Origin of the sequence: Nesterenkonia lacusekhoensis (assembly GCF_017876395.1) — a bacterium.
Lineage (GTDB): Bacteria > Actinomycetota > Actinomycetes > Actinomycetales > Micrococcaceae > Nesterenkonia > Nesterenkonia lacusekhoensis.
Map to the genome: position 1 here is coordinate 2,281,369 of NZ_JAGINX010000001.1, position 21,661 is coordinate 2,303,029.

The 21,661-nt window shown below is 62.6% G+C and carries 22 protein-coding genes and 3 pseudogenes; 7 read left to right on the forward strand and 18 right to left on the reverse strand.

The genetic code is table 11. From position 1 onward, the window contains the following. Positions 1-13: 13 nt before the first annotated feature. Positions 14-574, reverse strand: a complete 561-nt coding sequence (locus JOF45_RS10780) for a hypothetical protein (RefSeq protein WP_210049747.1) — start codon at positions 572-574, stop codon at positions 14-16. Positions 575-1,010: 436 nt separating this feature from the next. On the opposite strand from JOF45_RS10780, the gene JOF45_RS10785 reads away from it, so the two are divergent. The 4 genes from JOF45_RS10785 (at position 1,011) to JOF45_RS10800 (ending at position 4,683) form a co-directional block, all read left to right on the forward strand. Continuing rightward, complete coding sequence (locus JOF45_RS10785) at positions 1,011-1,607, forward strand: recombinase family protein (RefSeq protein ID WP_210049749.1); 597 nt, start codon at positions 1,011-1,013, stop codon at positions 1,605-1,607. A gap of 10 nt (positions 1,608-1,617) precedes the next feature. Continuing rightward, positions 1,618-3,024 carry a Mu transposase C-terminal domain-containing protein gene (locus tag JOF45_RS10790; protein ID WP_210049751.1) on the forward strand — a complete coding sequence of 469 codons (1,407 nt, stop codon included), beginning with the start codon at positions 1,618-1,620 and terminating at the stop codon, positions 3,022-3,024. After that, complete coding sequence (locus JOF45_RS10795; protein ID WP_210049753.1) at positions 3,021-3,839, forward strand: AAA family ATPase; 819 nt, start codon at positions 3,021-3,023, stop codon at positions 3,837-3,839. Before JOF45_RS10790 ends, JOF45_RS10795 begins: the two co-directional genes overlap by 4 nt. Before the next feature lie 265 nt (positions 3,840-4,104). Beyond that, positions 4,105-4,683, forward strand: a complete 579-nt coding sequence (locus JOF45_RS10800) for an adenylate/guanylate cyclase domain-containing protein (protein ID WP_210049756.1) — start codon at positions 4,105-4,107, stop codon at positions 4,681-4,683. On the opposite strand, the gene JOF45_RS10805 is transcribed toward JOF45_RS10800, so the two are convergent. The 3 genes from JOF45_RS10805 to JOF45_RS10815 form a co-directional block, all read right to left on the reverse strand. Further along, a protein-coding gene (locus JOF45_RS10805; RefSeq protein WP_210051256.1) for an IS3 family transposase occupies positions 4,630-5,741 on the reverse strand; the annotation gives its coding sequence in 2 pieces (ribosomal slippage) (positions 4,630-5,471 and positions 5,471-5,741; 1,113 coding nt in all). The two genes, JOF45_RS10800 and JOF45_RS10805, sit on opposite strands and share 54 nt — an antisense overlap. A gap of 316 nt (positions 5,742-6,057) precedes the next feature. Continuing rightward, positions 6,058-6,789, reverse strand: a complete 732-nt coding sequence (locus tag JOF45_RS10810; RefSeq protein ID WP_210049758.1) for an adenylate/guanylate cyclase domain-containing protein — start codon at positions 6,787-6,789, stop codon at positions 6,058-6,060. 7 nt (positions 6,790-6,796) lie between these two features. Beyond that, positions 6,797-7,393 (reverse strand): Pycsar system effector family protein, encoded by a 597-nt coding sequence (locus JOF45_RS10815; protein ID WP_483428761.1) that lies wholly within the window; start codon positions 7,391-7,393, stop codon positions 6,797-6,799. 134 nt (positions 7,394-7,527) lie between these two features. On the opposite strand from JOF45_RS10815, the gene JOF45_RS10820 reads away from it, so the two are divergent. Next, positions 7,528-8,556: an IS481 family transposase gene (locus tag JOF45_RS10820; RefSeq protein WP_210049762.1), complete on the forward strand. Its 1,029-nt coding sequence runs from the start codon at positions 7,528-7,530 to the stop codon at positions 8,554-8,556. Between the two features lie 558 nt (positions 8,557-9,114). Here the strand turns inward: JOF45_RS10820 and JOF45_RS10825 are convergent. From JOF45_RS10825 to JOF45_RS10875, 12 genes are all read right to left on the reverse strand, one after another. Beyond that, positions 9,115-9,390, reverse strand: coding sequence for a tyrosine-type recombinase/integrase (locus tag JOF45_RS10825; RefSeq protein WP_378578431.1), 276 nt, complete (start codon positions 9,388-9,390; stop codon positions 9,115-9,117). Then, positions 9,326-9,655 (reverse strand): helix-turn-helix domain-containing protein, encoded by a 330-nt coding sequence (locus tag JOF45_RS13785; RefSeq protein WP_378578434.1) that lies wholly within the window; start codon positions 9,653-9,655, stop codon positions 9,326-9,328. The genes JOF45_RS10825 and JOF45_RS13785 overlap by 65 nt, the downstream gene beginning before the upstream one ends. A 72-nt stretch (positions 9,656-9,727) precedes the next feature. After that, a complete protein-coding gene (locus tag JOF45_RS10830) occupies positions 9,728-10,675 on the reverse strand; it encodes a helix-turn-helix transcriptional regulator (protein ID WP_245324210.1) in 948 nt (315 codons plus the stop codon). Further along, positions 10,672-11,805: a VanZ family protein gene (locus tag JOF45_RS10835; RefSeq protein ID WP_210049767.1), complete on the reverse strand. Its 1,134-nt coding sequence runs from the start codon at positions 11,803-11,805 to the stop codon at positions 10,672-10,674. Before JOF45_RS10835 ends, JOF45_RS10830 begins: the two co-directional genes overlap by 4 nt. A gap of 43 nt (positions 11,806-11,848) precedes the next feature. Then, positions 11,849-12,169, reverse strand: coding sequence for a hypothetical protein (locus tag JOF45_RS10840; protein ID WP_210049769.1), 321 nt, complete (start codon positions 12,167-12,169; stop codon positions 11,849-11,851). Positions 12,170-12,185: 16 nt separating this feature from the next. Beyond that, positions 12,186-12,932 (reverse strand): ABC transporter permease, encoded by a 747-nt coding sequence (locus JOF45_RS10845; protein ID WP_210049771.1) that lies wholly within the window; start codon positions 12,930-12,932, stop codon positions 12,186-12,188. A 2-nt stretch (positions 12,933-12,934) separates the two neighbouring features. After that, on the reverse strand, positions 12,935-13,678 hold the full coding sequence (locus tag JOF45_RS10850) for an ABC transporter permease (RefSeq protein ID WP_210049772.1): 744 nt from the start codon (positions 13,676-13,678) through the stop codon (positions 12,935-12,937). Then, positions 13,675-14,580, reverse strand: a complete 906-nt coding sequence (locus tag JOF45_RS10855; protein WP_210049773.1) for an ABC transporter ATP-binding protein — start codon at positions 14,578-14,580, stop codon at positions 13,675-13,677. The genes JOF45_RS10850 and JOF45_RS10855 overlap by 4 nt, the downstream gene beginning before the upstream one ends. Positions 14,581-14,693: 113 nt before the next feature. Continuing rightward, a complete protein-coding gene (locus JOF45_RS10860) occupies positions 14,694-15,368 on the reverse strand; it encodes a response regulator (protein ID WP_210049775.1) in 675 nt (224 codons plus the stop codon). After that, the gene (locus JOF45_RS10865; protein ID WP_210049777.1) at positions 15,365-16,075 is read right to left on the reverse strand and encodes a sensor histidine kinase; all 711 of its coding nucleotides are present in this window, start codon (positions 16,073-16,075) and stop codon (positions 15,365-15,367) included. Before JOF45_RS10865 ends, JOF45_RS10860 begins: the two co-directional genes overlap by 4 nt. After that, positions 16,035-16,613 (reverse strand): DUF7134 domain-containing protein, encoded by a 579-nt coding sequence (locus JOF45_RS10870; protein ID WP_210049779.1) that lies wholly within the window; start codon positions 16,611-16,613, stop codon positions 16,035-16,037. The genes JOF45_RS10865 and JOF45_RS10870 overlap by 41 nt, the downstream gene beginning before the upstream one ends. A gap of 85 nt (positions 16,614-16,698) precedes the next feature. Further along, entirely contained in the window at positions 16,699-17,718 is a 1,020-nt protein-coding gene (locus JOF45_RS10875; protein ID WP_342591472.1) for an ABC transporter permease, read from the reverse strand. Here JOF45_RS10875 and JOF45_RS10880 point away from each other — a divergent pair. Further along, a pseudogene (locus JOF45_RS10880) lies at positions 17,623-18,231 on the forward strand (transposase family protein); the annotation flags it as partial. The gene JOF45_RS10875 and the pseudogene JOF45_RS10880 overlap by 96 nt on opposite strands. 31 nt (positions 18,232-18,262) lie before the next feature. Here JOF45_RS10880 and JOF45_RS10885 read toward each other — a convergent pair. After that, positions 18,263-19,449: pseudogene (locus JOF45_RS10885) on the reverse strand (IS3 family transposase). Between the two features lie 55 nt (positions 19,450-19,504). Between JOF45_RS10885 and JOF45_RS10890 the strand changes: the two are divergent. Next, positions 19,505-20,215 (forward strand): annotated as a pseudogene (locus tag JOF45_RS10890) (ISL3 family transposase); the annotation flags it as partial. Positions 20,216-20,374: 159 nt separating this feature from the next. Here the strand turns inward: JOF45_RS10890 and JOF45_RS10895 are convergent. Further along, positions 20,375-21,622: an ATP-binding protein gene (locus JOF45_RS10895; protein WP_210049783.1), complete on the reverse strand. Its 1,248-nt coding sequence runs from the start codon at positions 21,620-21,622 to the stop codon at positions 20,375-20,377. Positions 21,623-21,661 lie beyond the last annotated feature (39 nt).

Sequence of the window (21,661 nt, forward strand, 5' to 3'; positions counted from 1 at the left end):
GCTCCTCTAGTGATTAGTTGCAAGCGCGGTTGTAGTCAATGATTTCACCGGCAATGCCGTAGCCAATCGCGCAGGCAACAGCTGCCTTAGGTCCGAACAGGGCACACTTTCCTCCGTTAATGCTGATCCAGCTCAGTGCGGCGGTCCAAGCTGCTGGGCACTGAGGCATCGAGGCTGTCGTGGCTCCGTCTGTGCCGACTTGGAGCTCTTCCACTTTGTCCTCGTGGACGTGCCAGTAGTCTTCCCCGTCCTCGGTTGTTTCAGGAGTGATAACTCCGGCGTCCAGCATCTCCATCAGGCCGGTAAGAACTTGCTCATCCTCCACAGTGGCGGCAAGGACTTCGGCATCTGCAGCGCGATCGTTCAGAGATGCCTCTCCGGGGAGACTTTGGAAGGATTCAGTGTTCAAAACCAAGTCAGTTCTATTCTCAAAACCTTCGGGGTCTTCAGCTTGAGCCTGCTCGATAACCTCCTCAGCGACGACAGAGATATCGTCGATTTCGTCTAGCGGCTCCGCATTGGCTGTTGCTGCTGGCGCAACGGCCAGCGTAGAAGTGGCCAGCAAACCAGTCATGGCAAGGATAGTTGCGAATCTTCTTTTGATACTCATCTCTGAGAACCCCCAGAACTACTTATAATTAATTAAATCAATAATCACTCACAAGGAATCTCCTTGTCTGTTGGATGCTACTAACGCCGTAGATTCCTGTCACCAGCTCAACAGAGAGTTAACACAATTGTTATATCAGTCACATATAAACTGATCAAAAACTGAAGATAAGCTGGGCATGCACTCTGTCGCGGCGCGCGGCCTAGTCTCGCTTGGGCCCACTGCCAGGATGTGCAGAGAGGCCTCCCTAAACAGAGCTCTCGGGTGTCCGGTGAGCCAACCTCGACCGGACACACCCACTCCCGACATGGGAGCCCGGCAGCATGCCTGGCGGGGTGTCCCGTAAGACCCGTCCGGTGAACTGTTCGGTGACGGGTCCTTATATGACACACTGGGGAGCATGTCTCCGATGAAGATCGGTTATGCCCGGGTCTCCACCGACGAGCAGGACCTCACTGCGCAGCGCGACGGTCTCGCTGACCTCGGGGTCGATCCCAAGCGCATCTATGTCGATCACGGGCTCACGGGACGCAACGCCGACCGTGGCGGTCTGCGGCAGGCGCTAGCGGCGTGCCGGGATGGCGATACCTTCGTGGTCACCAAGCTCGACCGGTTGGCACGTTCCGTACGGGATGCTCACGAGATTGCCGATGACCTCGCGTCCCGCGAGGTGAAACTCAGCATCGCCGGGTCGGTGTATGACCCGACGGACCCGATGGGCAAGCTGTTGTTCAACGTGCTGGCAATGGTCGCCGAGTTCGAAGCTGACCTCATCCGTGCCCGCACCCGCGAGGGGATGAAGGTCGCCAAGGCCAAGGGCCGACTGCGAGGGAAGTCTCCGAAACTCAATCCCCGCCAGGAGGCTCACCTCGTCCAACTGCATGCCGCCAAGGAGCACACCGTCGGCGAGCTGGCCGAGCTGTTCAGCGTCGGCCGCTCCACGGTCTACCGTGCCCTGGAGCGCGCGCAGCGTGGCCGCGAGAGCGTCGTGCAGTAGGTGCGCGGCGATGGACGCTGCGGCGCGGTGGCGCATTCTCCGGCTCCACGTGGAGGACGAGGTTCCGCTCGCGCGTCTGGCCCGCGAGTCCGGCGTCGGGCTGCGGACCCTGGAGCGCTGGCACGCCCGCTACCGGACCGACGGCTACGCGGGCCTGGAGACGGCCCCGCGAATGGACGCCGGCACCCACCGCTTGCCGACCGATCTCGTCCACGTGATCGAGGGTCTGGCGCTGAGCAAGCCGCGGCCGGCTATCGCCACGATCCATCGCAAGGTCACCGGCATCTGCGGCATCCACGGGTGGCCGGTCCCGTCCTATTCGGTGGTGTGGGAGATCGTGCGCGCCCTGGACCCGGGCATGGTCACCCTCGCCCTGGAAGGCGCGGCGTCCTACCGCGACAAGCACGAGCTGGTGCTGCGCCGGCAGGCGGAGTGGCCCAACGCGATGTGGCAGTCCGATCACACGATGCTCGACATCCTGGTAGTCGGCACCGATGGCAAGCCTGCCCGGCCGTGGTTGACGACCATCCTCGATGACTGCTCCCGAGCGATCTGCGGCTATACCGTCTTCCTGGGCGCACCGTCGGCGATGAACACCGCGCTGGCGCTGCGGCAGGCGATCTGGCACAAGGCCGACCCGGCCTGGCCGATGTGCGGCCTACCGGACGTGCTCTACGTCGATCACGGCAGCGACTTCATCAGCCACCAGCTCGCCGGCACCGCCGTCGACCTCCACATCCGGCTGATCCATTCCACCGTCGCCCGCCCCCAGGGCCGGGGCAAGATCGAGCGGTTCTTCGGCACCGTCAACACCGAGCTGCTGGCCGACCTGCCCGGATACATCGGCGAAGGCCAGCCCTGGCCAACACCGACACTGTCCCTGGCCGAGCTCGACACCGCCGTCGAAAGGTTCGTGGCCACCTACAACGACCGCACGCACAGCGAGATCGGCACCTCCCCGCGCAGCGCGTGGATCGCCGAGGGCTGGCTGCCCCGCATGCCCGAGAGCCTGGAAGCTCTCGACGGACTGTTGCTGACCGTGGCCAAGACCCGCGTCGTGCGCCGCGATGGCATCCGATTCCAGGGCCTGCGCTACGTCTCCCCGACCCTGGCCGGCTACGTCGGACAGTCGGTCGTGATCCGTTACGACCCTCGCGACATCACCGAGATCCGCGTCTTCGACCACGACGAGTTCCTCTGCAAGGCCGTCAACCAGGAGCACCACGACCAGAAGGTCAGCCTCAAAGAGATCCAGGCCGCTCGCAACGCGAGACGCCGGGCACTACGGGCCGGCATCAACGAACGCATCGCTGGCGTGGCCGCACACACCACCGAGACACCACCTCCCGCGGAGGACCCAGCGGCGGCGCAGACGCCGAAACGGAAGTTGAAGGTCTACAAGGAGGACCTGAGGTGAGCCAGCGCTTCATCGTCACCAAAGAACACCGCCGCTTCACCGAGTTCGCCGACGCCGTGCGCCGCGGCCACACCATCGGCCTGTGTTTCGGACCGGCCGGAGTGGGCAAGACGCTCTCGGCGCGCCGCTACGCGCACTGGGACAAGGCCCACGATCTGCTGACCTACTGGGGGCCGCGCTCCGACGATGACGCCAAGATCTACGCCGCCCTGAACCGGAGCCGCACCGTGCTCTACACCCCCAGCGTGCTGACCACCCCGCGGACCCTGAAGGATGAGCTCAACCAGGCCATCACCCGCACCAACATCTGCATCGAACAGCACCTCGCGCCGCACGGCGACGTCACGCCCGAGACCTGGGGATGGCGCCGCAGCAGGAACTACGTCGAGCTGATCATCGTCGACGAGGCCGAACGGCTTCGCCCCGCCGCCCTGGAACTGCTGCGCGACCGCTACGACCGAGACGACATCGCACTGATCCTGATCGGCATGCCCGGACTGGAGAAGCAGTTCAGCCACTACCCCCAGTTCTACAGCCGGGTCGGGTTCGCCCATCAATACCGACCCCTGGGCCAAGACGAACTGTTGTTCGTCCTGCAACGACACTGGCGCTCCCTCGGCAAGACCCTCGACCCCGAAGACTTCACCGACGCCCAAGCCATCGCCGCCATCGCGCGTGTCACCCGCGGCAACTTCCGACTGTTCGAACGCCTCATCCCCCAGATCCAGCGCGTGCTGAAGATCAACGAACTCGACACCATCACCAACGACGTCATCGAAGCCGCCCAAAGCACCCTGGTCATCGGCGTCACCTGACCCCGGCCCGCCACGAAGCGTCTGAAGAACCCCGCCATTTAAACTCAAAAGTCACAGCTGTCCCTCAACAAGCGATGGGGTTCCCAGCAGACTGGCACCACGAAAGGTTCTGGAACATAATTCCCAACTGAAGCAACCTACGGCTCGGGAGGGGGTGACAGCAACACTGGTTACATGAAAACCCTGGCATTATTAAGACTTCCTTACAGTGCAGTAGCCAGGTTGACCATGCCAACGAATGGGCGCGCAGAGGAGATGCCGTGATATGAGTCTGAAAGATGATCTGAATGCGTACGTCCAGAAAACCGTCGACGAGCAGTGGGAGCGTCGCGCAGGCCAGAAAGTGCCCGACGCCGATGACCTTCCGCTGAAGAACCTTGCTGTCGAGCTCGACGCAACCGTCCTCTACGCGGATCTTGCGTCGTCGACGAAGATGGTCAAGGGACATAAGGACTGGTTCGCTGCGGAGGTCTACAAGAGCTATCTCTACTGTGCAGCGAAGATCATTCGAGCGCGGGGCGGCATCATCACGGCCTACGACGGGGACCGTGTCATGGGTGTGTTCATCGGGGACTCGAAGAACACCGACGCCGCGAAGTGTGGGCTGCAGATCAACTGGGCATCGAAGAAAATTGTGGCAGCGAAGATCGCCGAGAAGTACCCGAAGAGCACCTTCGTGCTCAAGCAGCGGGTTGGCATCGATACCTCGAAGCTTTTCGTCGCCCGAACAGGCATTCGAGGTGGGTTGCCCCCGGAAGTAGGTCCACGCGTTATGCGGGCCGCGGTTTCTTCAATGGGTACAGATTTCAGCATACTCAGCCGGGCTGCGGTACCCGAGCGCTGAGTGGCGCCGGATGGTGTTGTATTCCTTCTTCCAATCCGTGATGATCACCCGAGCATGGGTCAAAGACCAGAAGCTGGTGATGTTCAGGCACTCATCCCGGATCCTGCTGTTGAAGGACTCCACGTACCCATTGCGCCACGGCGCACCCGGCGGGATGTAGTGGATCCCCGTGACCTCCCCGGCCCAGTCGGCCATCGCGTGGCAGATCAGCTCCGGGCCGTTGTCACACCGTAGGACCTCTGGAAGCCCCCGGTCAGCGGCGATAGCGTCGAGGTGGGCGGTGAGGTCATCACCGGTGATGCTGCGGGCCACGATCCCGCCCAGGCATTCGCGAGTGTGCTCATCGACGATCGAGGCGATCTTGATCGCCCGGCCCGTCTCATCGGCGTCGAATTGGAAGTCCACCGCCCACACCACATTCGGCGCGTCCGCCTGCGGGGCTTCCGCGGTGGAGGACCCCACGCGTTTGCGTCGACGTCTCACCGGAACCCGCAGGCCCTCTTCACGCCAGAGCCGCTGGACCTTCTTATGGTTGACCGCCCAGCCCTCGGCTCGGGCATCATGATAGGCCCGCCGGTAGCCCCAGCGCGGGTGGTCCTTTGCATAAGCCCGTAGCCAGGCCCGCAGCCCAGCATCAGGATCACCAGCGTTCTCAGACTTCAGTGCCCGGCGGAAGGCGGATCGGGCAAGCCCGGCCAGCGCGGTGGCTCTGCGTTCACTGATGCCCATGGTGGCCATCAGGTGTCGCGCAGCTGCTCGGCGCCGGTCCGGGCTTAGAAGTTTCCCTCCGCCAGCTCCTTCAGCGCGGCCTTCTCCAGCTCCGCCTCGGCCAGGAGCTTCTTGAGCCGGTCGTTTTGCTTCTGAAGTTCCTTCAGCCGTTTGGCGTCTTCGGCTTTGAGCCCGCCGTATTGGTTCTTCCACCGGTAGTAGGTGGCCTCGGTGACTCCCAGTTCGCGGGCGGTGGCGGCGACGTCGTGGCCTTCTGCCTGGAGCTTCTCAGCGTCTTGGAGCTTCCGGATGATCTGTTCCGGGGTATGGCGTCTTCTCTTGCTTGTCATGGTCACACCAGTTTTCCTGCCCGGAGCGTCGGGCGCTAGTGCGACTCTCATAACTCGTGGACCGAAATTAGGGGGTCATGCCAGAGGCAGCAATGACTTGGTGTGGGTTGGGAAAGCGGCAAACAATGCGGCGAAGCTGGCCGCGCTCGATCCTCGTTACCCGACCTACATCACCGCCGACGTCTACAGCAGGCTGAATGAGACCTCGAAGCTCGGGGGCGATCCGAAGCGGAACATGTGGACTGACCTGGGGACCTCTGACATGGGCTATCAGATCTACGGGTCGACGTTCTGGTGGTCGGTCTAACGCCGGATGTCAACTGAGGGAGCTGATCCACTCGTCCATCGGCGGGATGATGGGATTTCCCTGGTACACGGTTCCGATGCGGGACGTCCGCTGCGGTCGAAGTAGGCCTTGGTTGTTCTCGTTCAGGTTCGAGTAGAAGACGTCGCCGACGACGATCGGGCTCGATCCCCAACCGCGCCCCGCCAGGTGCGCCAGATGGGCTGCCCTGTTGACGACGTCGCCCATGTACACGACGTCGTTGATCGTGCTGCCGTTGTACCCCGCCTTGATCATGAGGACCCGCCCGTACTCGACGCCTATGCCGATGCTGAGTTGGGTGATCCCTTCCTTCTCGTAGTGGTGGTTGAGGAGCTTCAGGAGGGTATTGGCCTGCGCTGCGGTAGCGAACACATCGTCGATGTGGTTGACCTGCGTCGTCTTGTAGGAGGCCCACACGCAGTCGCCGACGATATTCACCTCGCGCACATTGGAGTCGGAATTTAGGACTGCGACCATTTCCGAGATGAACGACCGGTAGATCTTCGCAAGGACGGGCCTTTTGTGCTTCGACGTCAGGCCGGACGAGTCTCGGATGTCAATGAAGATCGCCGAGCACATGCCGTAGAAGCCGTTGGAGAACGTGAGCTTGTCCCGGTCAGGGAGCCCGTCTACCTCTTCGTACGCTCCCGCCGGCTGATCCAGGATCGCTTTGATCCGGGCCGAGCTGGCCGTCCAGTCATATGGTCTGTAGTTGCCGTCCATTTGCGTCCTAGCTGTTCGTGGTGCCGACAACGAGGGCCAGGACTGCGATCGCGGCTCCTGCGGCGAGAGCGCACCGGATGGCCCACTTTGCAGCGGTTGCTTTTACCGTGGCAATCCGAGCATTGACATGTATCTGGTCAGCGAGATCTTTCGTCAGCTCAACAGGATCAGAGGTCAGTGTATGGAGCGCCTCGCTGTACTCCTGTCGCTTGCCCCTGAAATTTCGATCGATGCTGGCGAAGAAAAGCCTGTTGATCGTGCCCCGATCTGCATCCTTGTCCTTCACTCTCGGTGTTAGCGTCCATCCGCACATAGCGCCGGTGATGAGAAGCAAGAAGCAGGCGATGACAACGAGAGTGTCGAACAGCGCAGTCCGAGGAGTAAAGTCCTTTGCGAGGTTGAACGTCGTCGTTGCCATCACCCCAGTGAAGGCCAGCGTTACGCCGGCCTTTGCATCCGAGTGGCGAATCCACTCGTTCATCAATGCGAGTGTCTTCCATGCGTGGTCCGGGTTCGGTTCGGGCGAGCTGACGGGCGTGGGTGAGTCGTGTGGATGGCCCTCGGCGGCCCGTCGTCCACCGCGCCGGGACGGCATTCGAAACATGGTTCTAGGTGTTGCGGGGCCTGACGTTGTTTACACCTCCCCGGGGCCAGGCATAGAAGAGGAGCAGGTCCTTCTCGCGGCATGATGGGTAATCGCGAAACAACCGTCATCAGCGAAAGAGAACCTGCTCCTCGATGTCCCACGATAACGCGCCACTGACCCCGCAAGGACGCCTCCGCCTCATCGGCCGTATCCAAAACGGACGACCGTTGGCCCATGTCGCGGCTGAAGCCGGAGTCTCGAGAGCCTGCCTGTCGAAATGGCACCAGCGCTACCAGCACCAGGGCGAGGACGGCCTCCACGATCGCTCGTCGCGGCCGCAGGCATCGCCGGATACCACCCCGGACTGGGTGGTGGAGCTGATCGAGACCTGGCGCCGGGAGCATAAGTGGGCGGCCTCCCGCATCGCCGTCGAGCTTGAGCACGAGCACGGCTTCGGCATCCACCCACGCACCGTGGGCCGCTGGTTCAAGCACCTGGGCATCAATAAGCGTCGCCACCTCGACCCGGGCGGTGAGTCCAACCGGCAGCCCGGCACGATCACCGCCACCGCACCTGGGGCGATGGTGCACCTGGATGTGAAGAAGGCCGGCCGGATCCCCGAGGGCGGTGGCTGGTTCGCCCACGGCCGAGACTCCGAGGCCGCTCGCGCCGCCAGCCGGTCGAAGAGCGCCGCGAAGAAGCAGGGGCACAAGATCGGCGGCTACACCTACCTGTACTCGGCAGTCGATGGATACACCCGCCTTGCCTACACCGAGGTGATGCAAGACGAGAAGGCCGCCACCGCGGTGGAGTTCTTGAACAAGGCCAGAGCATTCTTCGCCGCCGAAGGCATCACCCGGCTGGGCCGGGTGGTCACCGATAACGGGGTGAACTTCGCTGCCGGCGACTTCACGCAGGCGGTGAACAACCTCGGCGGGATCCATCAGCGGATCAGGCCCTACACGCCGCGGCATAACGGCAAGGTCGAGCGATATCAGCGGATTCTGGCCGAGGAATGCCTCTATGCGAGGACCTACGACTCCGAGTCGGCCCGAGGAGAAGCGATGAAAGTCTGGGTTCAGCACTACAATCATCACCGCCCCCACTCAGCTGCAGACGGTCAAGCTCCTGCCAGCCTCGTCCCGGGGCGCGTCACCAACGTCCTGCCCTCCTACATCTAGGCTACTAAGGATGGCCCTGTGTGCCACGGGACTCATCGGTTGCACGCGTGCCTGATTCTGAGGTCCGCTGGTTGGCAGTCGCGAGTCTGAGCTTGAAGAGGTTTGCGCTGCTGCTCGACCCCCCTGGTTTAGTTCCTGAAGATGACTTGCCCCAGGCCCCTCGACCCTAGTGCCCATATTCAAAAGCCTCGGAGGTGGCTCCCCAAAGGACCCCTGAGCCGCTCATTGTGGTGGCCATTGTGGTGGCCATTTTGCTCCACATCCACCGCTTCCGACCGACGCTCGCCGACATGCGAAACTGTAAAATCCCAGGTCAGTCGACACCCATCGATACCGGCCGATTCCAGCAGAACCCACTCAGGGGATCTTTTAATCCGCTGGTCGTGGGTTCGATCCCCACAGGGCCCACCCCTGAAACCCCAGGTCAGAGAATTTCTAGTCTGGGGTTTTCTTGTGCTCGGGTGTCTCCGGTACACCCCGGGTACACCCGAGCTGCAGGGAGCGGCGTACGGGTTACTCCTCCTGGAGGGGGCGCATCACCTTGCCGAGAGACGCTCGTCAGCCACCGAAGTCCTCCTGGCAAGGGTGCATGTACGTGTCAGTGGTGATGGCAAGAGTCTTATGACCGAGAACCTTCTGAAGCTCCTTGGGCGCGATGCCGTTCTTCGCGTTCACGGAGGCGAAGGCATGCCGGAGGTCGTGGATGCGGTAGTCCTTGGAGTTCGCAATGTCAGCTTTTCCAAGAGCAGGCCGAAAAAGGACACTGGACTCAGAGACATACACCGTGCCCAGCCGTGAGCCGCGGTGGGCCAGCTTCCGGTGAGTCAGATCCACCTGCTCCCCCGCGATGGCCAGGGCGATGATCGCTGCTCGTTCCGCTTCCAGCAGCCCGTGAGCTGCCTGCCAGTGCTTCGATGGCTCCTTGCTTGGCAGTGGTGCAGATCTTCTTGATCGTGGACCGGTCCACACCATACTTGGCAGCGATCTCTGCCTGGGTGGCCTGATTGGTCAGCACCAAGGTGAACACCTCGTACTTCACCGACGGGGCCAACCGCTTCCGACGACCACCGGCCGAAAGCTTCCGGGACTGTTCTGACATGATGGAATCCCCTTGCTCGGATTATCAGTAGACCAACCAAGGATGCGGGATATTAAATCCGGGAAGTGGCCATCAAACTCTGACGCACCAAGTCTTCCTGTACTGCTGTGGAGTCATCCCAGTACACTCGCGAAAAGCCTGGCAGGCGCGGCTCCGACTGTTCCACCCCACTTGTTTCCCGGCTTCTCCGACAGGCAGGTTCCTCTGCCGGAGAAGCCGCGCCATCTCTTCAACCCTGACCATCGTCAGGTAGGCCAACGGAGTCTTCCCATAGGTCGCTGCGAAAATACGGGACAACTGCTTCGGCGAGAGATGAATGGTTTCTGCCAACTTGCACAGCGTCCACTGCTCCTGCGGGTTCTCTCTGAGCATCTCCCGGACTTTCACAGCCTCGTCCCTGGACGGGGCGAGGACTCTGTCTCGCGGCAGTACGGGCCTGGAACGAGCTCTTTGGGTGGGCGTGCGGCGCACCGAACTGACGCTGACGAGTGGAGCTATAACGTCCATGATCGATGACCAGAGCGCCTGCATCCGGTGGAAGTGTTCCGGGAATCCCCCGGAGCCACTGAGGACCGTCAGTTCGTCCAACCACGGCATCATGGCTCCTGCCCTTTCGGGGCCCAGCTTCAAGATCTGCACCGGCTCTGCATAGAGAGTCTCAGCCATCCCCAGCGCGTCGAGCCGGTCGTTGACGATGTTGGAGTACTGCCAGAACACCTGATCGGCGAGGTAGTCGGTATCTACGTAGATCGTCGTCGCGGTGAAGAGCCCTTCTGGCTCGCCCCCGAACAGGACATCGGGGCTCAGGAGCAGACAGTCACCCGCGTGAACCAAGTCCGGACCCAGTTCGGTAGTGATGATGGCCGCTCCGGAGCGAACGACCACCAGCTTCATGCAGTCATAGGCCCAGGGACCGAAGGGCGCGTGAAAGGCCCCCGACCGGGCAGTGAGAGCGGAGAAGGACTGTTTCTGCCTCAACGTCGGGCCCGGCTCCCCGTTCTGGGAGGCAACCGTAGTCATGACGCGGCCTCCCCTGGCCCGATCCCCGTCATCTCACGATCAGCTGAGCTCTGGGAAGCAGCGTCTACGGCCCTCGAGTCGCAGATGGGCGTGGCCGCGATCGTGTAGCTGAGGCCTCGTGGTATGATCAGCGCGGCCGTGAATGCCGCCACAATGCCGAACGGCACGAGCAGGACTGTGGGGAGTCCGTTGAATAACGCGCACACCAGTACCCCCTGGACGTTGAAGGCACGGAGAACATGCTTCCTCCTTCTCAGATCAGCAGGTGCGAGGTAGACGGTGCGCTGTCCGAGCGATGCCCCGTTACCCATCATCGCCGGGAGGATGATCACCAGAAGGGATGCAGTCCAAGCTCCCGCCGTGATGCTCTCTTGGAGGTGAAGCATCTGCTCGGGGACCAGCGCATGGCCGGGAGTGAACTCGAGCGCCATGTACCCGACTGCGCCGAAGCTTCCTCCTACGGCCGTACCGAGGCCGATATAGACCATGTCGAGGACCATCCCGAGAAGTCGGCGGCCCCTGTTCACAGGGCGAGCTCTGTCTCTGTGCGCGAGAAGGTGCTCCTTCGAGCTGAGCAGCCGTGGGGTGATTCGTTCAAGCAGGATGCCCAGGGCCGCGCCGGAGGAGTTGGTCAGCAGGTCGGTGATGTCGGCAACTCGGTAAGGGCACGGCGCGAGCCCCCAGTTCCCGGTGTACTGCGTTGCTTCAATCGCCAGCGAAGCGGTCACTGCGGCAACGAAGACTGCAGGGCGCGGAGCCTCGAAGACTCTGCAGGCGATCAGCCCGAAGGGCACGAAGAGAATGACGTTGAGCACCGCCTCCCACAGCGTCCAGCTTGCCAGCGCCGCCATGACACCCTCGGAGGCGAGGATCTGTTGGATTTCTTGGAGAACACGCCATGGTGAGAGCACCAGTCGCGTCATCTGACCTGTGCACTGTTCGCTGCTGGGCAGGGGGAAGATCGTGAAAGCTATGAGCCCTGTGAGGTAGGTGAAGCCAGCACAGGACCAGATGAGTCTCAGGCCGTCGAAGCGGCCGAAGCGTCGATAGTGCCAGGCGGTCAGGGGCAGGAAGAGGACTGCGGAGAGCAGCAGTCCGATGAATACCGAGCTCACGAGCTGTTGGTGCATCCGGGCCACCTTTCGTTGTGAACACGGGCGGGAGGTATATCCCTCATGGGAGATAGGTCAGAGTTGCCAGGCCGGCGTACAGACCGAGCACGGCGATGGAGCCCAGCAGCGCGAGGACTTCCATGCCTGTGGCATCGCTGGAGGAGTGGATGCACCAGGCGACGAGTCCGAATCCGGTGCCGGCCAGTAACAGCGCCACCAGAGCCCACCTGGAGTCGTTTAGGTAGCAGGGAAGAACAGCCAACGACACGACGGCGAGGATCAGGGCGGGCAGCGCCGCTCTTCTGAACCGCCTTCGAGGTGTCCTCTTCCAGCGTGGGAAGACGGCGATCTCCCGCTCGGTCTCTGCGTTGCGTTCATCCACTGGTCATCACCTGGCCTCAGAGGTCCTTTCGCTCCAACCAAGCCACAGAGACGGCCAGCAGGGCGAAGGTGAGCAGGCCTGATGCCCCCAACACGGTGAGCACATCGACTGCGCTGATGTCCCCGGAGTCCGCGAAGGTCCCGGTGCCCAGCTGGGTGGACCGTCCGATGAGCGCGTAGGGGAACACCCAGACAACCCCGGGAATTTCGGCCAGCAGCAGGACCACCGCGAGCCCGGCTCCGGTGAAGGCCACTGCGATCGGAACTGCGAATGAGCGGAAGAGCATCGATAGCCCGGACTGCAGCACTGCTACCGGCAGGCACGCCACGGCGATCAACGCAGTGATGCCGAGGTATTCCGCCGGCGGCATCCCGGGAAGCCCGAAGACGAGTTTCCCGACGGCGACGACCGAGCCCAGCAGAAGGACCTGCATTCCTGCGGTGAGCAGGCCCAGGGAGGCGGCCTTTGCCGTGACGATGCGCCAGGTCGAGGTGGGACCGCTCATCAGAGCGTTCCAGTTGCCGCCCTGATGCTCGCTGCGCCAGACCAGTGAGGCGAGGATCCCGATGCCGACAGCCAGGGGGAAGAGCCCGTAGAAGACCGCTGAGCGCAGCCACATGGTGTGCCAGCCATCGTCTGGCTGTTCGCCTGCCATGAGCGTGTTCACTGCTCCGGAGAGCACCATGATCAGCGGCAGCAGGGTCACCACTGTCCAGCTCAAGGAGCGTTTGAGCTTGATGAGCTCAGCTCGGAGGGCCTGCATGATCATGCCTCCTTATGGTCGAAGAACGCAGTGACAGCGGTGAAGGCGACAGCGGCCAGCACAGCCAGGGCAGCGATACTGAAGCCTGCTGGGGGACCGAGCATCAGTTCTTCTCCCTGGTACTCGGCGACGGTCGCCAGGGAGTAGTACCCCCAAGGAGTCGCATGGGCGATAGTCGAGGGCATCGCCGAGGCGAAGACGCCGAGGAGCGTGCCCAGCACTCCGATCCCGAGACCAACCAGCTGATTCTGGATCTGGGCTGCCAGCAGAATGTGCAGGCCCAGCACCACCAGATTCACCACGACAACGCACAGCGTGTTACCAGCCCACAGCCCCCATGGCGGTGCACCTCCGCCGCCTACCAACAAGCCGAAAGCCAGCACCAGGAGACTTGCTGCGACAGTCGCCAGCACGACCCCGGTGCCAGTGGTCAGCAGTTTCAGCCGACACAGGGCTCCGGGGGTGATACCGGAGGTCTGGGCGAGGATCCACCCATTGGACTGGTGCTCGATGTCGACCTGTCGGCTGGCCAGCACAGCCAGCAGCAGCGGAGAACCGATCGGGAAGGCCAGGCCCATCCCGGCCAGCAGAGCGCTCCAGCTGTCCTGGGGTGTGGAGAATGCCGGACTGGTGGCTGCGCTGGCGATGGTCAGGCCGGTTACAGCCACCGCTAGGGTGACAGCGATCAGCCCCATACGCAGCCGTCTGGTCTTGGCGAACTCGGTGGCCAGGGCGGAGGTCTTCACAGCCCGCCTCCTGTGGTGAGGTGCATGAACACGTCCTCCAGAGACTGCTCTTCACGCCGGGCCTCGTAGATCTCATCGCCTGCGTTTACCAGGTCCCTGATCAGCTGTGAGGCACCAGCATGGTCCAGACTGGAGACCCTCACGGTGCCGCCCTCGAGGTGAGCATCAGTAGCGCTGTTGAGCAGAGAACGAGTGTGCCGAGGGTCTGCAGTGCTCAGCCTCAAATCCGGCATCGAGGCGGTGAAGAGCTCTTCGCGGGTTCCCTGGAAGAGCATCTGCCCGCCGGAGAGGATCCCCAACACGTTGGCGGTCTTGTCGATCTCTCCGAGGAGGTGGCTGGAGACCATGACGGTGACCCCTCCGTCGGCAAGGCGTCGCAGCAGATGCCTGATCTCGTCGATGCCGGCAGGATCCAGGCCGTTGGTGGGCTCATCCAGGATCAGCAGCCGGGGCTGGCGTGCCAGCGCCATGGCGATGCCGAGCCGCTGCTTCATGCCCAGCGAGTAGTTGCGGACCTTCTTGTTCATCTGCTCGCCGAGGCGCACGGTGTCCACTGCGAAGGAGATCTGCTGGTCGGAGAGGCCCAGGAGTCGCTGCACCACGCGCATGTTCTCCGCGCCAGTGAGGTGCCCGTAGCCTGGCGGGGACTCGATCAGAGAGCCGATGCCGCCCAGCAGCCTGCGTCGGCTGTGCCGGCTCATCGGTTCCCCGAAGACTTCGATGGTCCCGCTGCTGGGCCGGATCAGCGAGAGCAACATCTTCATGGTGGTGGACTTCCCGGAGCCGTTGGGCCCCAGGAACCCGTACACGCATCCTTCCGGGATGCGCAGATTCAGGTCGTTGACCACGGTGGTGCCGCCGTAGCGCTTGCTCAGGTGATCAGTGGAGACGACGAAGCTCATGCCTCCACTGTCGCGCCGGGACACTGACCAGCACGTCTGGCCGCAGGCGTATCTTCGCCGTATGCCTCAAGGCATACATGAGCCTTCAGACGATGGACGTGCCGTCGGACGGTTCACTCAGGAGGCGAGGCAGCTGCGATGAACCCGCTCTGATAGGCAAGCACCACCGCTTGGACACGGTCCCGGAGGTCGAGCTTGGTCAGGATGCGTCCCACGTGGATCTTCACCGTGCCCTCGGAGAGCACCAGTTCTTGGGCGATCTCAGCGTTGGAGAGCCCCCTGGCGACCAGCTGCAGCACCTCGTGCTCCCGCGGGGTCAGCTGGTCGAAGAAACCAGTGTCCGGGGGCCCAGCAGTGGATGAAGGCTCCGCGGTGAAGTGATGGAGCAGCCGACGTGTGATGCGTGGAGCCACCACGGCATCGCCTTCATGGATGTGCCGGATCGCGGCGACGATCTCCTCCACCGGGCTATCCTTCAGCAGGAACCCGCTGGCACCAGCCTTCAGCCCTTCATAGACGTACTCGTCCAGGTCGAAGGTCGTCAGGATCAGCACCCGGGGCCTTTCTCCAGTCCCGCAGATGCGACGTGTCGCCTCCACGCCGTCCATCAGAGGCATCCGCACATCCATGAGCAGCACGTCAGGCCGTGTCTGCGCCGCCAATTCCACGGCGGCCTTCCCGTCCTCGGCTTCCCCGACGATCTCCAGGCCGTCCTGGTCCTCCAGCACCATGCGGAATCCGGTGCGGACCATTTCCTGATCATCGACCAGGACCACTCGGATGCTCACACCTGCTCCTCCTCTCTGCTCACCAGAGGCAACCACGCTCTGACCTGGTATCCGCCTGCCGGTCTCATCCCCGCCTCGAATCGGCCGCCGTAGGCATGGACTCGCTCACGCATTCCGACCAGCCCGTGCCCGCCGGAGACCCCTGGTCCGGCATGATCCGCGTATCCCCGGCCGTCGTCGTCAACCCCTATCTCCGCCTCATCCGGTGTGAACGTGATCCTCACCTCTGCATGGGAGACCTCGCCGGCGTGCTTGCCGACGTTGGTCAGGGACTCCTGGACCACCCGGTAGACCGCGAGCTGGACACCTGAGGTGATCTCCGCGGGTCGTTCGCCAAGGATCGTGAGCTCAACGGGAACGCCCAAAGAACGGAACTCAGCCACAAGAGCATCGAGCTGGTCCAGACCAGGCTGCGGAACCTCCTCCGGGCCCTCGCCGTTGCGCAGCACCCCCAGCATCGTGCGCATCTCAGCCAGAGCTTTGCGGCTGGTGTCCCGGACCCGAAGCATCGCAGTTCTCGCCTGTTCCGGGTCACTCTCGACTTTCGTCGCTGCTCCGTCTGCCAGGATCCCTACCGCACCGACGTTATGAGAGACCACATCATGGATCTCCCGGGCGATCCGCGCCCGTTCCTTCGCGGCGGCAGCACGGGCCTCAGCATCGCGTTCACGCTCCAGCTGCTCGGCCCGGGACCGGAGCACTTCCATGTACTTCCTGCGTGTGCCCACCAGCAGACCCCATGTGCAGATCCACACGACGGCGAGAAGGAGAACCCCCCAACTCACCGATGCTGAGGTAGCCCTTCGAGATCAGCGGGACACTGGCCATCAGCGACCACACGATCAGCGCAAGAGTCGAGGGGACCGCGACCGTCCACCTGGTACGCGAGGCCACGTTGTACAGGGTCAGCAGCAGCATCACGTCCGCCACCAACAGCTCCACTCCCAGCACCAGCTGTGTGAGCGCTGCGGCGAAGGTCAGGATGAAGACTGTCACTGGGAGGTGAAGTCTCCACAGGTAAGGCAGGCACAGTGCCAGAGAAAGAACCACGCCGGTTCCGCTCCAGAGCTCGCCAGGGACGGAAGCGAACTGGATGGGCAGGTTGTAGACGAAGACGACCACCACGATGAGCGCATCGATCAGCCGAACACGTGTCGCCGGCCAGCCAGTGCCCTCTTCGGCGCTTTGGCGGGCGTTCCGCGGTCCCTGAGATGGAGGGAAGTCCGGCTCTCTGAGCGTTCCCATCAGAACGATCCTACCTTCGCGGAGCAGCTCGGGGAGGCCGAAAATTCCTGGCTAAGGGGGCCGCCCCGCGGGTAGTGCTCTCCTGTCAGGGGCTGCTCTCTTTCATACGACTTCCCACAGCACGTCGCGACGACTTTCGCAGGACGTAGACGGCCAAGGCGCTGCCGACCACTGCCCAGAGACTCAGCACGCCGGCGGTCTCGAGTAGACGCCATGATTCCCCCAGCTCATCCGCCGCAAACGCATCAGGGAGCATAGCCCCCCGCACTCCGAGGCCTAGCCAGTAGAGAGGAAACGCCTGGCCAATGAGCTGCAGCATGGGCGACTGGAGGGACAACGGATAGAAGACGCCTGACACGGCAGTGAGGCACATCAGCAGCAGGGAGACGAAGCTCAGCTGACGGGGATGCCGCAACGCGGAACCGAGGACCACGCCGATGGGAAGCATAGCGACGATTCCCAGAGGGAGCACCCAGCTCAGAGTGAGCAACGAGTTGGCCCTGTGCAGCGCGAACCCATCGAACAGAATCATCGATAGAGCCAGAACTACGGTGAAAGTGACCAGGCACAGAAGCGCTTGGCTGATAAGTTTCCCGAGGAAATATCCGATCGCACCGTGAGGTATTGCCCGGGCCCGATGCAGGGTCCCGTCCTCGCGCTCAAGCATCAGCGTGGATGCTATTCCCATCAGCCCCGTGAACAGGATGTTCATGGAGATGATTCCAGGCACTGCGTACTGGCCCAGAGAGTAATCAGTGTCTCCAAGGGGCATGTCCCGGAGTAGGTACATCACGCAGACAGCCAAGGTCGGGAAGAAGATGTAGTTAACGATCGAGGCAAGGTTATGACGCAGCTCAATGAGCCCACGGGAGAGACCTATGCCGGCTCTTCGCGTTTGAGGGTGTAGAAGCAGGGACGAGTGGCGGGGTCGGCGTGGCGGTGGGTGGATAGACGTCGAGGCCTTCCGAAGATGGAAGTTCTCACACTGCCCATCTAGAAAGACCTCGACGTGGCCAAGCCTACTTTCACCACCCCTGACATCGATAGTTTCTGCCTGGTCGACCAGCTCGGACTCACCATCACCGGCCAACGCCTCGAAGAACACCGAGCCGTGTTGGAATGCCGCGTCCGCGAAGACGACCCATGGTGCCGGCACTGCGGCGCCGAGGGCGTCTCCATCGGCACCGTCGTGCGCCAGTTGGCGCACGTGCCCTTGGGCTGGCGTCCCACCACACTCGTGGTTCGAGTGCGCCGATACCGGTGCGCTGACTGCGCCCGAGTCTGGCGCCAAGACACCAGCTGCACCGCGGCACCACGAGCGAAACTCAGCCGCCACGCGGTGCTCTGGGCGCTGAAATCATTGGTGATCGACCGCATGTCAGTCACCCGGATCGCGGCCGGCCTCGGCGCCGCCTGGCACACGGTCAATGACGCCGTGCTCACCGCCGGAACGAAACTGTTGATCAATGACCCAGCCCGATTCGACGGGGTCAGGGTCTTAGGCGTTGATGAGCACTGCTGGCGCCACACCGGCCGCGGCAGTCACTTCGTCACGGTCATCATCGATCTGACCCCGGTGCGCAACGGCACCGGGCCGGCCCGGCTGCTGGACATGGTGGGTCTGCTGAAGGTTCGGTTGACCGTCGGGCTTATGCCGCCAGGGCGACGGCATCCTTGTGAACGGTCTCGTATTCGACCGGAGTCAGCTTACCCAGCCTCCGCTGTCGGCGGCGGCGATGATAGGTCGCTTCGATCCAGTGAATGATCCGGGCTCGCAACTGATCCCTGGTGGCCCAGGACTGCCTGTTGAGCACGTTCTTCTGCAACGTCGAGAAGAAGCTCTCCATCGCCGCGTTATCCCCAGCAGCCCCGACCCGTCCCATGGACCCAGCCAGCTTGTATCCCTTCAGCGCCCGCTGGAATTTCCGTGAACGAAATTGCGACCCTCTATCCGAATGGACAATGCATCCGGCCACTTCTGAGGGTCCTCCGCGGCGGGAAACCGCATCATGCAGGGCGGCCACAGCCAGCCGTGATTTCATCCTGGAATCGATCGCATAGCCTACGATCCGGTTGCTGAAGACATCCTTGATCGCACATAGGTAGAGCTTGCCCTCACCGGTACGGTGCTCGGTGATGTCCACCAGCCATTTCTGATTCGACCTGGTGGCGGTGAAATCCCGGGCCAGCAGGTCATCACAGACTGGCGGGCCTGGCTTCTTGTGATTCTTCCTGCCCTTGCGCTGAGTGGCGGAGAAGATCTGCTGCTGTGAGCACAGCCGCCACACCCGCCGCTCAGAGGCCCGGTACCCGGCGGCGGCGAGCTCATCGGCGATGAACCGGTGCCCGAACTCCGGGTCATCAGCATGAACATCGATTGCGGCGTTGAGCAGGTGGGCATCCTCCCAATCCCGCTGAGAAATCGGGGCTGCTGCCCATTTGTAGAACGCTTGCTTGGTGAAACCCAGAACCCGGCAGGTCACCGCCACCGGCACCCCGGCGGCGGCAAGGTCACGGACCAGCGGGAACATCATTTTGGGGAGGCCCCACCCAGCTTCAAATTCGCCTGGGAGAGATACGCCGCAGCTTCGCGCAGGACCTTGTTCTCCTGCTCCAGCTCACGGATCCGGCGCAGCATCTTCGCCTGTTCCCGAGACTCCTCAGCATCCTTAGCCGGCTCGATCCCGTGCTCTTCGAGCTTCGCGGCCCGGACCCAGGACTGCAGCGCAGATTTCGAGCAGCCCATATCCGCGCAGACCTGCTTCTGGCTCATCCCGCCAGCAACCAGCTCCACGGCGGTCCGGCGAAACTCCTCGGTGTAGACGACTTTCGGCATGACTTCCATCCTTCCTGCTTTCTAAGCAGTCTTGAAGTCAACCGAACCTTCAGCAGACCCGGTCGACGGGCGTTCGAAGCAGGTGTTCAAGACCTGGCTCGACGCCCAGAACAAGCAGTTCCGGGACGGGATCGAGGTGGTGGCCATGGACGGGTTCACCGGGTTCAAGACCGCCGCCGCCGAGGAACTCCCGCAGGCGACCGCGGTGATGGACCCCTTCCACGTCGTCGCCCTGGCCGGGGATGCACTCGATCGGTGCCGGCAGCGGGTCCAACAAGACACCCTGGGACACCGGGGACGCTCTGGTGATCCTCTCTACGGAACCCGGAGGACGCTTCGGACCGGCGCTGACCTGCTCACCGGCAAGCAACACAGTCGACTGGCCGGAGTCTTCGCTGTGGATGAGCACGTCGAGGTCGAGGCGACCTGGAGGATCTATCAGAAGATCGTGGCCGCTTACCGCAACCCTTCGAAGAGCGAGGGCAAGAAACAGCTCGAGGCTGTCATCGCTTCACTGCGCCTGGCGGTGCCCCGCCGATTGCAGGAGTTGATCAGCCTGGGGAGGACCTTCAATCGCCGGGCTGCGGACATCCTGGCTTACTTCGAGAGGCCTGGCACTTCTAACGGGCCTACAGAAGCGATCAACGGCAGGCTCGAGCACCTGCGCGGCACTGCACTGGGGTTCAGAAATCTCGCCCACTACATCGCGAGATCGCTGCTAGACACTGGAGGCTTCAGACCGTTGCTACACCCTCATCTGCGATGAGCCTTTAAACCGCTGGTCGTGGGCTCGATCCCCACAGGGCCCACCCCTGAATACGCCAGCTTCCAGCAGGATCGAAGCCCGAATCGGTTGTCCCGCGGCAAGTGCAGAATTGACTACCCGTTCCACGTTCAGCACGGTTATCCATGGTGTGGCATTCGCTCAAGGCCCGAGGAGCGCCAGGGGTACTACGGCGATGCCGTCTGCGCGACGGTAGGCCTTCTCGCCTGTCGAAATGACCATGAGGTCGACCACGTCATCAGGCATACGTTCACGGAGCCATTTCAGATGCCTGAGGTCCTGGTCCCTGAAGTCAGGCGACAGTTTCACCTCAATGCCGATGATCTGGCCCTCATCACCCTCGACGATGAGGTCAACCTCCTCCCTGTTGTCATACGAGCGAAGGTGCCCCACCGAGGCGCTGTGAGCCTCGGCGATCACTCTGACAGTCAGTGCGGCAAGGGATTCGAAGAGTTTCCCAGCCTTGTCTGCTGCCGCAGGGGTTGCAAGGCGGCCGGAGGTCAGGCCCATCAGTCTTGCGGCCAGCGCTGGGTCAGCAAGCTGGTGCTTCTGCACCGTCTGGAGCTGCTTGAAGGGGTTGGATTCGTTGCTCCACGCCTCAATGGGGTCAAGCAGCCACAGCTTGGTCAGAAACTCTCGGTAAGTGTTCACTGTAGTCCGGGCTGGTCGCTCACCGTCTTCGCCAGCTACGTCGAGAATCTTCTGCTGAGTTGAGGTGGTGGAGGATGCAGCGGCATACGCCTTCAGCCACCGCATCAGAGTGCCAGGACGGCGGACTGAATGGCCCTGTTCTGGCAGGTCCCGGTCGATGATCCTCTGCAGATAGGAATCGAGGTAGCTCTTCTGCAATCGCGGGGATTTGTTGTGTATTGCAGGGAAGCCGCTGGAGACGATCGCGTCGTAGTAATCACTGATAGAAAAGTCGGCCGATCCCGCAATGTCGGAGCCCGCTCCAGAAAGCATGTCGCCGAGACTTACGCTCGGGTCTGCGAGTCCTCGCTCGTGCAGGCCCATGGGGCGCATGCGTACCGAAAGGATCCGGCCAGCACCGCTGTGGGTTCCACTGCCCGGCCGAGGAGTGGCGCTTCCAGCCAGAACGAATCGTCCCGGATCTGCGCCGTTGTCCACGGCACGGCGCACCGCATTCCAGGAATCGGGATAGTTCTGCCACTCATCGAGGAACAAGGTCCCCGATGGAAGGTTCCCCAGCGTTCGATCGGCCATCACGTGCTCGCGATGCTCAGGGATCTCCATGTTCCAGACATGCTGAGCGCGGCGGGACGCGGTCGCAGTCTTCCCGACACCCTTAGGTCCATCGAGTGCGACAGCGGGGGCTTCCTGCACCAGGTGATCTAGGAGAGCGTCGACGCTGCGAGGCGAGTAGGACATGCTCCTACGCTACATTCTCTGCATTTCTTACGCTACATT